The sequence below is a fragment of the Trinickia symbiotica genome (genome assembly GCF_002934455.1).
In the GTDB taxonomy this organism is placed as follows: domain Bacteria; phylum Pseudomonadota; class Gammaproteobacteria; order Burkholderiales; family Burkholderiaceae; genus Trinickia; species Trinickia symbiotica.
Genome location: NZ_PTIR01000018.1, coordinates 35,641 through 48,867 on the forward strand (window position 1 = coordinate 35,641; position 13,227 = coordinate 48,867).

Annotated in this window: 11 protein-coding genes; 8 read left to right on the forward strand and 3 right to left on the reverse strand. The window is 64.9% G+C overall.

Annotated features, from left to right (window positions below; all coding sequences use genetic code 11):
* The first annotated feature begins 38 nt into the window (after window positions 1-38).
* From B0G57_RS22665 to B0G57_RS22685, 5 genes are all read left to right on the forward strand, one after another.
* Window positions 39-1,445, forward strand: coding sequence for a sensor histidine kinase (locus B0G57_RS22665; RefSeq protein WP_018440278.1), 1,407 nt, complete (start codon window positions 39-41; stop codon window positions 1,443-1,445).
* Complete coding sequence (locus tag B0G57_RS22670) at window positions 1,442-2,116, forward strand: response regulator (RefSeq protein ID WP_026229600.1); 675 nt, start codon at window positions 1,442-1,444, stop codon at window positions 2,114-2,116. The genes B0G57_RS22665 and B0G57_RS22670 overlap by 4 nt, the downstream gene beginning before the upstream one ends.
* Before the next feature lie 171 nt (window positions 2,117-2,287).
* Window positions 2,288-3,442 carry a porin gene (locus B0G57_RS22675; protein ID WP_018440276.1) on the forward strand — a complete coding sequence of 385 codons (1,155 nt, stop codon included), beginning with the start codon at window positions 2,288-2,290 and terminating at the stop codon, window positions 3,440-3,442.
* A 94-nt stretch (window positions 3,443-3,536) separates the two neighbouring features.
* The gene (locus B0G57_RS32180) at window positions 3,537-5,162 is read left to right on the forward strand and encodes a methyl-accepting chemotaxis protein (protein WP_026229598.1); all 1,626 of its coding nucleotides are present in this window, start codon (window positions 3,537-3,539) and stop codon (window positions 5,160-5,162) included.
* Complete coding sequence (locus tag B0G57_RS22685; protein WP_018440274.1) at window positions 5,159-5,551, forward strand: DUF3579 domain-containing protein; 393 nt, start codon at window positions 5,159-5,161, stop codon at window positions 5,549-5,551. The genes B0G57_RS32180 and B0G57_RS22685 overlap by 4 nt, the downstream gene beginning before the upstream one ends.
* Here the strand turns inward: B0G57_RS22685 and B0G57_RS22690 are convergent.
* Window positions 5,515-5,877: a hypothetical protein gene (locus B0G57_RS22690; protein WP_146013390.1), complete on the reverse strand. Its 363-nt coding sequence runs from the start codon at window positions 5,875-5,877 to the stop codon at window positions 5,515-5,517. The genes B0G57_RS22685 and B0G57_RS22690 overlap by 37 nt on opposite strands.
* 192 nt (window positions 5,878-6,069) lie before the next feature.
* On the opposite strand from B0G57_RS22690, the gene B0G57_RS22695 reads away from it, so the two are divergent.
* Window positions 6,070-6,690 (forward strand): glutathione S-transferase family protein, encoded by a 621-nt coding sequence (locus B0G57_RS22695; RefSeq protein ID WP_018440272.1) that lies wholly within the window; start codon window positions 6,070-6,072, stop codon window positions 6,688-6,690.
* Window positions 6,691-6,752: 62 nt separating this feature from the next.
* Window positions 6,753-7,232, forward strand: a complete 480-nt coding sequence (locus B0G57_RS22700) for a metallophosphoesterase family protein (protein WP_018440271.1) — start codon at window positions 6,753-6,755, stop codon at window positions 7,230-7,232.
* A 99-nt stretch (window positions 7,233-7,331) separates the two neighbouring features.
* On the opposite strand, the gene B0G57_RS22705 is transcribed toward B0G57_RS22700, so the two are convergent.
* Both B0G57_RS22705 and argA read right to left on the reverse strand, forming a co-directional pair.
* A complete protein-coding gene (locus B0G57_RS22705) occupies window positions 7,332-7,607 on the reverse strand; it encodes an oxidative damage protection protein (RefSeq protein ID WP_026229597.1) in 276 nt (91 codons plus the stop codon).
* Window positions 7,608-7,657: 50 nt separating this feature from the next.
* On the reverse strand, window positions 7,658-9,049 hold the full coding sequence (gene argA, locus B0G57_RS22710; RefSeq protein WP_026229596.1) for an amino-acid N-acetyltransferase: 1,392 nt from the start codon (window positions 9,047-9,049) through the stop codon (window positions 7,658-7,660).
* 22 nt (window positions 9,050-9,071) lie between these two features.
* Between argA and hrpA the strand changes: the two genes are divergently transcribed.
* Window positions 9,072-13,187 (forward strand): ATP-dependent RNA helicase HrpA, encoded by a 4,116-nt coding sequence (hrpA, locus tag B0G57_RS22715; RefSeq protein ID WP_018440268.1) that lies wholly within the window; start codon window positions 9,072-9,074, stop codon window positions 13,185-13,187.
* Window positions 13,188-13,227 lie beyond the last annotated feature (40 nt).

Below are 13,227 nucleotides of genomic sequence, written 5' to 3' on the forward strand. Positions count from 1 at the left end.
GCGCGCGGCCGTTTGCGTATGCGCGCGAGGAGGGCACGATGATGCCGAGCCTGCGCGCGCGCCTGCTGTTATGGGTGTTGCTGCCGCTTGCCGCGTTCGTTTTCTTGACGGCGTCGCAGGCGTATGAAGCCGCGCGCGAAACCGCGAGCCTCGTTCAGGACAATGCGTTGCTCGCCTCCGCCCGGACGATCGGCGAAGACGTCGGCTGGCAGGACGGGGTGCTGGTCTCCGACATGCCGCCCGCGGCGCTCGAGATGTTCGAATCGCCCTATGGCGATCGGGTCTTCTATAAAGTGGCCACGGTCGACCGGCTGCTCGGCGGCTCGCCCGATTTGCCGCTGCCGCAGCGCGCGACGGGCTTTCCCGTATTTTACGACACGACGATAGACGGTGAGCCGATTCGCGCCGTGGCCTACCAGAGGCATCTTTACGACTCGGGGAGGGCGTACCCGGTGACGGTCGTCGTCGGCAAGACGGAGGCCTCGCGCGAAGCCATGGTGCGAACGCTCTGGCGTCCGCAATTGATCCGCCAGGCGACGATGCTCGCCCTCGCCGTCGCGTTGGTGCTGATCGGCCTGACGAAGGAACTGCGGCCGCTGATGAAATTGAAGGACGATGTCGCGGATCGCGAACCGATGGAATTGGAGCCGATCCGCGTCGCTCATCTGCATTCAGAGTTGCGGCCGATCGTCGATGCCATCAATCGATGCATTGCGCGGCTGAAGCTGCATGCTGCGCGGCAGCGCCAGTTCATCGCCGATGCGGCGCACCAATTGCGCACGCCCTTGACGCTGCTCGAAACGCAGGTGCAGTACGCGTGTCAGCGCGAACCCGTCGATCCTGCCGTCGCCGAAGCCCTCTCGGGCATTCGCCGCACGAGCCGCAATATGATCGATATGACCAACCAGCTGTTGCTGCTCGCGCAAGTGGAGTCCGATGCGCCTGCTGCCGCGCAGCAGCCTGTCGATATGGCCGCCGTCGTTTCCGCGGCGCTCGAGGAGCTCTTGGCGGCCGCGCTGCGGCGCGGCATCGATCTCGGCGCCGAGCTCGGCGAGGGGCTGCTCGTCGCCGGCAACGAAAATTTGCTCGGGGCGCTCGTCGCGAATCTTGTCGACAATGCGGTTCGCTATACGCAGGAGGGCGGTCGCGTGACGGCGGCCTGCCGACGTGAGGACGATACGGTGATACTGGAAGTGATCGACAATGGCCCCGGCATTCCGGCGGAGAACCGCGAGCATGTCTTCGAGCGTTTTTATCGCGGCCGGACCGATGTGGAAGGCACGGGGCTCGGGCTCGCGATCGTGCGGCACATCGCGCAATCGCATAGGGGCACTGTGACGCTCGCGCCGGGACCGGCACGTGTCGGACTCGTCGCGACGGTCCGCTTGCCGGCGTGGCGCGAGGCGGATGCCGCGGCGACGGCGGAGTCGGAGGAATCGGCTTGAGACTTCTACTCGTTGAAGACAGCGCCGAGCTTGCGCACTGGATCGTCAACCTGCTGCGCAGCGAGAATTTCGCGGTCGATTGCGCGCCCGACGGCGAAACGGCCGACGCGATCCTCTCGACTCAGCGTTACGACGTCGTGCTGCTCGATATGCGCTTGCCGCGCATGAGCGGCAAGGACGTCCTCGCTCGTTTGCGGCGGCGCGGCGACAATGCGCCGGTGTTGATGCTGACGGCGCACGGCTCGATCGACGACAAGGTCGATTGCTTCAGCGCGGGAGCCGACGACTACGTCGTCAAGCCGTTCGATGCGCGTGAGCTCGTCGCGCGCATCAAAGCGTTGATCCGCAGGCAGTCGGGCGGCAAATCGAAGGCGCTCGTCTGCGGCGATCTTCACTACAACACCGATACGCGCGAATTCAGCCACCACGACGTACCGCTCGTGCTGCGCCGCCGCGAACACGCGATCCTCGAGACGCTGATGCTGCGCCACGGCAAGACCGTGTCGAAGTCCGATCTGATGGAAAGCGTGTACAGCCTCGAGGACGAGGCGAGCGCCGACGCGATCGATATCTACATCCATCGGCTGCGCAAGCACCTCGCGTCGTCCTCCGCGCAGATCATGACGCTGCGCGGGCTGGGCTACATCCTGCGCGCGAAGGAAGACGCGTAGTCGAACGTCGCCGTTAGCGACATCAGTGATATCACTTAGTTGTACTAACGATCCGCGAAAGCGGCGTGAAGGATTCACCCCCGTAGCATCGTCTCCGTTCCGTTCCTAGCCGGGACCGGCGGTCACTCGAAGCTCAGTGCCGCCGCTCAAACAAACAGAAGTTTCCATCGAATGGTTGAGGAGACGAAGGTGAAAAAGACCTATCGTACTTTGGCGGTCGCAGCGGGTGCGTTGGCGGCGGCAAGCGTCGCGCACGCGCAGTCGAGCGTGCAGTTGTATGGGCTCATCGATATGAGCTTCCCCACTTATCAGTCGCACGCGGACGCGAACGGCAATCATGTTGTCGGCATGGGGTTCGGCGGTGAGCCCTGGTTCAGCGGCAGCCGGTGGGGCTTGAGGGGTGCCGAGGATATCGGCGGCGGCTCGAAGATCATCTTCACCCTCGAAAGCGAATACGTCGTCGCGAACGGGAAAGGGGAGGACCTCGACCAGAATCAGCTGTTCGACCGCGACGCGTGGGTGGGTATCGAAAACCCGACGATCGGTAAGCTGACGGCCGGTTTCCAGAATACGATCGCGCGCGACGCCGCGGCGATCTATGGCGATCCTTACGGCTCCGCAGCGTTGCGGTACGAAGAGGGCGGCTGGACCAACTCGAACAATTTCAAGCAGATGATCTTCTACGCGGCGGGGCCGACCGGCACTCGCACGAGCAATAGCATCGCGTGGAAGAAGTTGTTCAACAACGGCATTTTTGCGAGCGCGGACTACCAATTCAGCAACTCGACGCAGTTTGCCAACGGTTCGGCTTATCAGGTCGCACTGGGCTACAACGGCGGCCCTTTCAACGTGTCGGGCTTCTATAACCACGTCAATCACCTCGGGTTCACGAATCAGACCTGGTCGATCGGTGGCAACTATACGTTCGGCATCTTCCGGTTCAACACGGGCTACTTCCACTACCTCGGAGAGCAAGGCGCGCTTGCCGACCGACACGATGACGCCTGGACCGTTTCGTTCAAGATTGCACCGAAGGGCGCGCTCGACTACGAGCTCGGCTACCAGCAGATGCGCGTGCATGACGCCGCTTACACCAGCGACGGCTTCATCCCGAACGCGAACATGGGCACGCCCGATCTGACCACGGGCCTCCATAACGGCTTCAAGGAAACGCTTTACGGTTCGATCTTCTATCACCTTTCGAAGCGCACCGAGCTCTATCTTGCAGGCGACTACATGAGGCTGCACGGCGGCTACACGGTCAGCTCGACGAACGGCGCGACGAACCAGGTCGAGCTCACGACGGGCATCCGTACACGGTTCTAACCGGCCAGGCAGACTTCGAGACGAGCCGTCGCAAGACGGCAATGACAGGCGGCGGCGAACCTATTCGCCCGCCGCCTTTTTTTCGGGGAGCGGCATGATGGGCAATATCAGCATTCGGAGCGCATTGGCCTCGACGATCGCGGGCTACACGGGCGCGCTCGTGCTCGTGATCGCGGCGTCCGTTACCGTGTTGAACGAGTCCAACAGCGCGCTCGAAAAGATCTACAGCGACGAGACGGCCGCGCTCACGCATCTCGGCAACAGCAACGAGGCGCTGCTGCAGGCGCGCGTGGACCTCGGCGCTTACGAGACCCTCGTCGCGCAGGGCAAACCGACGGACGCCGTTCTCGCGCGGATCCATGGCTTGATTTCCGACAGCGACCGGGAATATGCGGCCTATGGCTCGCAGCCGATCTCGGGCGACGCCGAGGCCTCGCTCGCAAAGGCGCTTGCCGCCGCGCGCGAGCAGTGGATGCGGCAGGTGCTGAAGCCGGAGGTCGCCGCGCTCGATCAGGATGACTTTGCCTCGTTTCGGTCAGTCGAACGCGCGGAACCGGAGGCGCTCTTTGCCGACTACAAGAAGGCGGTGCACGCCATGCAGGCGTTTCAGGTCAATGAGCAGCGCGTGCATTTCGAAGATGCGCAGCGGCGCTTCGGCGCGTTGCTGTGGCTCTTCGCCGCGGTCGGCGCCGCATCGATCGCTATCGGCTGCGTCGCGTTGCGCCTTCTGAGCCGATCCGTCATCAAACCGATCGACGGGGCCATTCTTCATTTCGAGCGAATCGCGTCAGGCAATCTATCGTCGACGGTCGAAACCTCGCGATTCGGCGAGACCGGCCGGCTGCTCGCCGCGCTGGCACGCATGCAGGCAAGCCTTGTCGCGACCGTCAAGCGGGTCCGCGAGGGGACCGCGGAGATTCGGCACGGCGTACACGATATCGCGAGCGGCAACGCGGATCTCTCAGCACGAACCGAGCAGCAGGCGGCCACCCTCGAGGAGACCGCGGCAAGCCTCGAAGAGTTGACGAGCACCGTGCGACAGAACGCGGAACATGCCCATCATGCGAGCGCGCTCGCCGATACGGCATCGACAACGGCGGCGCGGGGCGGCGAGGTGGTCGGGGAAGTCGTCGAAGCGATCGCCGAGATGGCCGCCGAATCCGAGCACATCGTCGACATCATTGGGGCGATCGAAGCCATCGCGTTTCAGACGAATATTCTCGCGCTCAACGCGGCGGTCGAAGCTGCGCGCGCGGGTGAGGAGGGGCGCGGCTTCGCCGTCGTGGCGGGCGAGGTGCGCGCACTGGCGCAGCGCTCGGCGGCCGCGGCGAAGGAGATTCGCGCGCTGATCGGCAGGTCCGTCTCGAAGGTGCAAAACGGCACGGAGCTCGCGGCGCGCGCACGCGTCACGATGGACGAGATCGTGCAAGCCGCTCGCGAGGTGACGGCCATCATCGGCGAAATCAGTGCCGCTTCCGAACATCAATCGAGAGGCATCGAGGAAATCAATCGCGCCGTCGCGCAAATGGATCGCGCGACTCAGCAAAATGCCGCGCTCGTCGAGCAAGCGGCTGCGGCGGCTCAATCGCTCGAAGAGCAAGCTCGTCTGCTCGACGAAACGGTGGCCGTTTTCCGCTTGCACGCCGACGGCAGCGACGGGACCGCCGACCATCCGTCAGAAGAGCGGCTCACGATCGCGCCCTCGGTGGCGCACGCATGAACACGAGGATGAGCGTGAGCGTGGGCACGAGCACGATCGATGGCCGAGCCGCTTTCCACCTCATACGCGGCGTGACGCATGGCGGCAAGGTATTTCGCCCGAGCGACTGGCCGGAGCGTCTCGCCGGTGTGATTGCGCTGTTCGTCCGTGAGAAAAAGCCCGCCGTCGGGCTTGCGGCCTATTCGTTCGCCGTGCCGCTCGTCGAGGAGGGCGTCAGATGCTTGAGTGTGGCCCCGGAGCTGGAGTCGGTCTGCCCGGAAGCGTTCGATTTCGTCATTCGATTCGCCGCCGACAACGCATTGCCCGTGCAAACGCGTCATCGGGCGGGCAGCGAGAGCGCTGACAAGACCGATCAGGCCGCCGCGCAGACCACGTGCGGCGCGGTGTAAGAGGTCGGGTAGCCCGATGTCGGGCCGCTTACAAGGCGCAGAGGCTGTGTGGCCAGAACCTCGGCTTGACGCTGCTCGGTCGTGCTGAGCGCGGCAGCGGGGACACCTTCGGGCAGCGGCTCATTGACGGCGCAAGAGAGGTTTTTGCCGTCGGGGAGCTGAACCGTCGTCGTATAGACGGAATCGGGCGCCGGTCCGGTGAAGGCGAAGTTCGGGTCCGTTGCGGTATAGGTCCAAGCGGGGGGCGTCTCGGCGAACGCGAGATTCGCGTCAGCGCAGACGAAAGCGGCAGCGGCGGCGAAGAGAGTCAAGGATCGAGTTGACATGATGCGTCCTCCTGATGGTGGATACGCATCGGTTAGACCCGGGCCCGCCAGCCCGATTGCGCCGCGTTGGGAAAGACTGCGTTGTGAGATGCGGCGTTGCGCCCATCATCGATCGGCGCAAAAAATGCGTTTCACAAGTCGCCGATCCGCTGCTAGAGTCGATATCCCTTTTTCTTCCGACGAGAGCTATCGATGCAGCTGATTGGCATGCTGGATTCCCCCTACGTGCGCCGCGTGGCGATTTCGTTGGCGTTGCTCGGCATCGAGTTCGAGCATCGATCCGTGTCGGTATTTCGGCACTTCGATGAATTCGCGGCGGTGAATCCTGTCGTCAAGGCGCCGACGTTAATCGAGGACAGCGGTCCGTTGCTCATCGACTCGAGCCTGATCCTCGACCATCTCGATCACAAGGTCGCGCCCGAAAAGCGGCTGATGCCGCAGGATGCGGCTGAACGCCAGCGCGCCCTGCATCTGATCGGATTTGCGCTTGCCGCCGCCGAAAAGACCGTCCAGATCGTCTACGAGAAGGAGCTGCGGCCCGCCGACAAGCAGCACCAGCCGTGGCTCGACCGCGTCAACCTTCAGCTTGCCGCCGCTTACGACACGCTCGAGCGCGAAGTGGCTGCCGGCAGCGCGACGGAGTGGTTGATGGGAGAACGGATCATGCAGCCGGACGTGACGGTGGCCGTGGTCTGGCGCTTTACGCAGTTCATTCTGCCGGGGAAGGTCGATCCTGCCCGCTATCCGGCGCTGGCCCGGCTTTCCGGGCGCGCCGAGGCGTTGCCGGCTTTCGTCGCCACGCCGCTCGAGTGATTCGATGCGTCGTTGATCGATCGACATGTACTCCGTGGCAACGGCGGCGCCATAATATTGGCATGAACCCCGCTCGCGCCACGGTCCGGATCGGTCTCATCTCGGACACGCACAACCTCTTGCGGCCGGAAGCCTTGGAATGGCTTGCCGGTTGCGAGGCGATCGTGCATGCCGGCGATGTCTGCGCGCCCCACGTTCTGCAGGCGCTGACTTCCATCGCGCCTGTGACGGCCGTGCGCGGCAACAACGATGTCGGCTCCTGGGCTGATGTCCTGCCCGGCGAAACGACCCTCGCGGTTGCCGGAATCGCGATCCATATCGTTCACGACCTCGCCGATCTCAGCGTCGATCCGCGCGCGGAAGGGATCGACGTCGTCGTGACCGGACATTCCCACAAGCCGTGCGTCGAGATGCACGACGGCGTGCTCTTCGTCAATCCCGGCAGTGCGGGTCCGCGCCGCTTCAAGCTGCCGATATCGGCCGGGATGCTGCTCGTCGAAAGCGGGCGGCCGCGCGCCGAGCTGCGAACGCTCGTCGGGTAAACGCGAAAAAGCAAAGCCGGTGCGCGGAGGCTCCGCGAACCGGCTTACGTTCGGTCTGATGCGATCTCGATCTGATGCGTTCGGATGGATGCTTGCCTGTCAGCCTTGGGTCGGCGGCACGTAACCCGATGCCTGGTCCGCGCCTTCGCCGAAGAAGAACTTTTCGGTCTGCTTCATCAGATACTGTCGCGCGCGAGGATCGGCCATGTTCAGCCGGTTTTCGTTGATGAGCATCGTCTGATGCTTGAGCCAGGCCTGCCACGCCTCTTTCGAGACGTTCTCATAGATGCGCTTGCCGAGTTCGCCCGGAAGCGGCGGAAAATCGAGGCCTTCGGCTTCCTTGCCGAGCTTTGCGCATTGAACCATGCGGGTCATCGTCAGTTTCTCCTGATCCTGATAGTCGATTGTGGGGCGGGCGCAGCGTGTCAGAGCTGTTTCATCAGCACGAGCGACTTGCGCTGCCAGTTGTAGAGGCGCCGGCGATCCTCGGGCAGATCGTCCACGCTGGCCTTCATGAAGCCGCGCTTCAGGAACCAGTGTTCCGTGCGCGTCGTCAGCACGAAAATGCGCGTCAAGCCGCGTGCCCGCGCGCGTTGCTCGATGCGCTTGAGCAATCGCTCGCCGTCGCCCTGGCCCTGCGCATCCGGCGCGATCGTCAGGCACGCCATCTCGCCGATGCGCTCCTGCGGATAGGGATAGAGCGCCGCGCAGCCGAACAGCACACCGTCGTGCTCGATGACCGAGAAGTGGTCGATGTCGCGCTCGATCTGGTGACGGCCGCGCTTGACGAGCGTGCCGTCGGACTCGAGCGGCTCGATCAGCGTCAAGATGCCGCCGACGTCGTCCGGTGTCGCTTCGCGCAGGCTCTCGAGGTTCTCGTACGAGATCATCGTGCCGACGCCGTCGTGCAGGAAGAGCTCGAGCAGCAAGCTGCCATCGAGCGAGTAGGGGATCAGGTGCGCGCGCGGGACGCCGCCGCGGCATGCACGCACGGCGTGCTTCAAATAGAACGCCGCATCGCCTTTGATTTCGCCGCTGTCGTTCAGGCGGTACGCCTCGTCGAGCGACATCTCGCGCACAAGGTCGCCGCTTTCGTCGAGAATGCCGGCCGTTTCGGTTAGGAAGATGATCTTGTCGGCGCGCAACGCGATCGCGGCGGCCGACGCGACGTCTTCCATCGACAGATTGAACGCTTCACCCGTCGGCGAGAATCCGAGCGGCGAAAGCAGAACGATCTTGCGGCTCGCGAGCGAGTGGCGGATCGATTCGGCATCGATCTTGCGAACGAGGCCCGTATGAGCGAAATCGACGCCGTCGAGAATGCCGACGGGCCGTGCCGTGACGAAGTTGCCCGACACGACGCTGATATGCGCGTGAGCCATCGGGGTGTTCGGCAGCCCCTGGCTGATCGCCGCCTCGATATCGAGCCGCACTTCGCCCGCGGCTTCCTTCGCCGATTCGAGCGCACGCGCATCCGTGATGCGCATGCCGTGCGAGAACTCCGAGTTCACGCCGTGCAGGCTCATCTGCTCTTCGACCTGCGGCCGCGATCCGTGCACGAGCACGATCTGGATCCCCATCGCCTGCAGCAGGGCGACATCGGACACGAGCGCGTTCAAGAGACCCTGATGAACGACCTCGCCGCCAAAACCGACGACAAACGTCTTGTTGCGGAACGCGTGAATGTATGGAGCGACGGAGCGCATCCAGTCGACGAACTGCGCGTGGTCGGAATCGGGCTGCGCAGCCGCGGGCCGGTTGGCGAGGGGCTCCTGCGGCGCGTCCTGCGGGGAGACGAGGTCGGTTTGAGCATTCATGCCGGGATTATAATGCGCCCCCATGTCGAACGTACCCAATAGTCCGGCCGCCGCCGACGGGAAACCGCCGCGCGCTGCGCAGCGTTCGCGTCCGGACCGCGCAGCCGGCCCGCGCGCCGCGCAAATTCCGCCCAACCCCGTTCCGCCGATCGAGTTTCCCGCCGAGCTGCCTGTTTGCGCGCGGCGCGACGAAATCGCGCGCGCGATCCGCGACAATCAGGTCGTGATCGTCTCGGGCGAGACGGGTTCGGGCAAAACGACGCAACTGCCCAAGATCTGTCTCTCGCTCGGGCGCGGGCGCGGCGCGGGCGGCGCCGGTCTCATCGGGCACACGCAGCCGCGCCGCATCGCGGCGTCCGCGACGGCGAGGCGCATTGCGGAAGAGCTCGGCACGCCGTTCGGCGAGGTGGTCGGCTACAAGGTCCGCTTCACCGACAATCTGGCGCCGGGCGCCTCGGTCAAGCTGATGACCGACGGCATTCTGCTCGCCGAGACGCAGACCGACCCGCTGTTGCGGGCTTACGACACGATCATCATCGACGAGGCGCACGAGCGCAGTCTCAACATCGATTTCCTGCTCGGCTATCTGAGGGAGATTCTGCCGAAGCGGCCCGAGCTCAAACTGATCGTCACTTCGGCCACGATCGACGCCGAGCGTTTCGCGCGCCACTTCGGCGCGGGGGACCGGTCCGCCCCCATCATCGAGGTGAGCGGGCGCCTTTACCCGGTCGAGATTCGCTACCGTCCGATCGACGATGGCTCGGCATCGACAAAAACGGCCGATGCCGGCTCGCCGCGCGCGGCCAAGGCAGCGGCCGAGGGCGCGAGAAGCGAGCGTGCGGCGGCTCGCGAAGCCCAGCGCGAGGCGACGGAAGCGATTGTCGATGCGGTCGACGAGCTCACTCGTGAGGGAGGGGGCGACGTGCTCGTCTTCCTGCCGGGCGAGCGCGAGATTCGCGATACGGCCGAGGCGCTGAGGAAGCACCATCCGCCGCATACGGAGATTTTGCCGCTCTTTGCGCGGCTGTCGGCCGCCGAGCAGGCGCGCGTGTTCAAGCCGTCGAACGTGCGCCGCATCGTGCTGGCGACGAACGTCGCCGAAACGTCGCTGACGGTACCGGGTATCCGTTACGTCGTCGATACGGGGCTCGCGCGCGTGAAGCGCTATTCGTACCGGAACAAGGTGGAGCAGCTTCAGGTCGAGCCCATTTCGCAAGCGGCCGCGAACCAGCGTGCGGGGCGCTGCGGCCGCGTGGCCGACGGCATCTGCATTCGCCTTTACGACGAAACCGATTTTCAGGCGCGCCCGCGCTTTACGGATCCCGAGATTTTGCGTTCGTCGCTCGCATCGGTGATTCTGCGCATGAAGTCGCTGCACCTGACGGCGATCGAGACGTTCCCTTTCATCGAGCCTCCGCCGGGACGCGCCATCGCCGACGGCTATCAGCTTCTCAACGAGCTCGGCGCCGTCGACGATGAGAACGCGCTGACGCCGCTCGGCAAGGAACTCGCGCGGCTGCCGCTCGATCCGCGCGTCGGCCGCATGATCGTCGCCGCGCGCGATCTCGGCTCGCTGGCCGAGGTGCTCGTGATCGCGAGCGCGCTGTCGGTGCAGGATCCGCGCGAACGCCCCGTCGACGCGCAGGAGCAGGCGGACCAGGCCCACAAGCGCTTTGCCGACGAGCGCTCCGAGTTTTTGCAATGGCTCAAGATCTGGCGCTGGTTCGGCGAAGCCGTCGAGCACAAGAAGTCGAACCGCCAGCTCGCGGACGCCTGCCGCGAGCATTTCCTCTCGCACGTGCGGCTGCGCGAGTGGCGTGATGTCCACTCGCAACTGCTGACGGTTGTGCGCGAGCACGGTTGGCGCATCGGTGACAGCGAAGCGACATACGAGCAAGTGCACCTCGCGCTGCTGACGGGGCTCTTCGGCAACCTGGGCTTGAAAGCGGACGACGAGGCGCATTATCTCGGCGCGCGCGGCATCAAGTTTTTCCTCTGGCCCGGCTCGACGCTCGCGAAGAAGGCGGGGCGCTGGGTCATGGCGGCCGAGCTCGTCGAGACGAGCCGTCTTTACGCGCGCTGCCTCGCGAAGATCGAGCCGGAATGGATCGAAAAAGTCGGCGCGCACCTGCTGAAGAAGTCGCTCTCGGAGCCGCATTGGGAAAAGCGCGCGGCTCAGGTGACCGCGTTCGAGCGGGCGACTCTGTATGGGTTGCCTGTCTACCAGCGCCGGCGTGTCGCGTTCGGTGCGCAGGATCCGGCCCGCGCGCGCGAACTCTTCATTCGCGGGGCGCTCGTCGAAGGCGAGTTCGACACGAAGCTGGCTTTCTTCGCGCACAATCGCAAGCTGCTCGCCGACATCGAGCAGCTCGAGCACAAATCGCGTCGCCAGGACGTCCTCGTCGACGACGAGCTCATCTTCGCCTTCTATGACGAGGTGCTTCCGGCCGGCATCTATACCGGCGCGGCATTCGAGCGGTGGTATCGCAACGAGGTCAAGAAGAGCGGGCAGCCCGAGGACAAGCTGCGCTTGCTGTATCTGTCCCGCGACGACCTGATGCGGCACGAAGCGGCCGGTATCACGACCGACCTTTTTCCGAAGCGCCTCGCGATGGCGGGCATCGAAATGGGCGTTTCGTATCATTTCGAGCCAGGCTCCCCCCGCGACGGGGTGACGCTCGCCGTGCCGCTTTACGCACTGAATCAAGTCGACGCGCGGCGGACCGAATGGCTCGTGCCGGGTATGGTGAAGGAGAAAGTGCAGCTGCTCTTGAAGTCGCTGCCGCAGAAGCTGCGCCGGCATTGCGTGCCGCTGCCCGAGTACGCGGCGGGTTTCGTCGAGCGCAATGAGACGCGTTTCGGAGTGGCTGGGCTCGTCGATGCGCTCATCGCCGACGTGAGAGAGACGACGCAAGTTGCGCTGAAACCGACCGACTTCAAGCTCGAGACGCTGCCCGCGCATCTTTTCATGAACTTCAAGGTCGTCGACGAGCACGGCAGGCAGCTCGCGATGGGGCGCAATCTCGCGCAACTGCGCGGCGAGCTCGGCGGCGAGGCGCAGCGGCAGTTCCAGAAGCTGGCGGCGCGAGCCTCGGTCGTGGCCGGGGCAGACGTTGCGGCCTCCCAGCCAGGCGCACGCGCGGAAGCCGGCGGGACGGCGGCAGCCGTTCAAGCGGCCGGCGGCGCCGCGCGCTCGACAGGCGCCGCAACCGAAGCGGCGCCGGGCCGCGTGGCACCCGGAGCGCAGCCGACGCGAGTCGGCGAGGGCGGCGGCGCCGCGACCGCGCTTTACGAGAACCTGACGACCTGGAACTTCGGCACGCTGCCCGAGCTGCTCGAGATCCGGCGCGGCGGCCAGACGCTTTTCGGCTATCCGGCCCTCGTCGACCGGACGACGCACTGCGACGTCGAAGTATTCGACTCGCCCGAGGAGGCGGCGCGCATCCATCGCGCCGGCCTGCGGCGGGTCTTCGCGCTGCAGTTGCGCGAGCCGATCAAGTATCTGGAGAAGAACCTGCCCGGCCTGCGTGAAATGGCGTTGCAGTTCATGCCGCTCGGCACGCAGGAGATGCTGCGCGATCAATTGATCGACACCGCGCTCGATCGCGCGTGCCTGCGGGAGCCGCTGCCCGACGACGATACGAGCTTTCACACGCGCCGCGACGAGGGCAAAAGCCGGCTGTCGCTGCTTGCGCAGGAGATCGCGCGTCTCGTCGGGCAGATCCTCGCCGAGTATTCGGCGGCGACGAAAAAGCTCGCCCAAGCGAAGTCTCAAGCCGCGGCGCACGCCGATATGCAGCAGCAGCTTCAGGCCCTCATCGGCAAGCGTTTCATCGTCGACACGCCCTACGGGCAACTTGCGCACTTCCCGCGCTACCTGAAGGGCATTGCGCTGCGCATCGACAAGCTGAAGGCGGACCCGGCCCGCGACGCGCGCCAGCTCGCCGAGTTGCAGCCGTTGCTCACGCAGTATCAGAGAGCGCAGTCGGCGCGTGGCGGCGTGGCCGACGCGCGGCTCGCGGAATTTCGCTGGCTGCTCGAGGAATTGCGTATTTCGCTGTTCGCGCAGGAACTGCGGACACCGATGCCGGTCTCTGTCAAACGTCTGCATAAAGTCTGGGAATCGATGCAGCGTTGATATGGGTCATATCGGCGCTCGATTTTGCGTTTATGATTCG

Excerpts from the sequence above, each read along its gene's own strand:
- B0G57_RS22700 (WP_018440271.1), top strand. The coding sequence starts at position 6,753 with ATGAACCCCGCTCGCGCCACGGTCCGGATCGGTCTCATCTCGGACACG.
- B0G57_RS22665 (WP_018440278.1), top strand. The coding sequence starts at position 39 with ATGATGCCGAGCCTGCGCGCGCGCCTGCTGTTATGGGTGTTGCTGCCG.
- B0G57_RS22695 (WP_018440272.1), top strand. The coding sequence starts at position 6,070 with ATGCAGCTGATTGGCATGCTGGATTCCCCCTACGTGCGCCGCGTGGCG.
- B0G57_RS22705 (WP_026229597.1), bottom strand. The coding sequence starts at position 7,607 with ATGACCCGCATGGTTCAATGCGCAAAGCTCGGCAAGGAAGCCGAAGGC.
- hrpA (WP_018440268.1), top strand. The coding sequence starts at position 9,072 with ATGTCGAACGTACCCAATAGTCCGGCCGCCGCCGACGGGAAACCGCCG.
- B0G57_RS32180 (WP_026229598.1), top strand. The coding sequence starts at position 3,537 with ATGATGGGCAATATCAGCATTCGGAGCGCATTGGCCTCGACGATCGCG.
- argA (WP_026229596.1), bottom strand. The coding sequence starts at position 9,049 with ATGAATGCTCAAACCGACCTCGTCTCCCCGCAGGACGCGCCGCAGGAG.
- B0G57_RS22675 (WP_018440276.1), top strand. The coding sequence starts at position 2,288 with ATGGTTGAGGAGACGAAGGTGAAAAAGACCTATCGTACTTTGGCGGTC.
- B0G57_RS22690 (WP_146013390.1), bottom strand. The coding sequence starts at position 5,877 with ATGTCAACTCGATCCTTGACTCTCTTCGCCGCCGCTGCCGCTTTCGTC.
- B0G57_RS22685 (WP_018440274.1), top strand. The coding sequence starts at position 5,159 with ATGAACACGAGGATGAGCGTGAGCGTGGGCACGAGCACGATCGATGGC.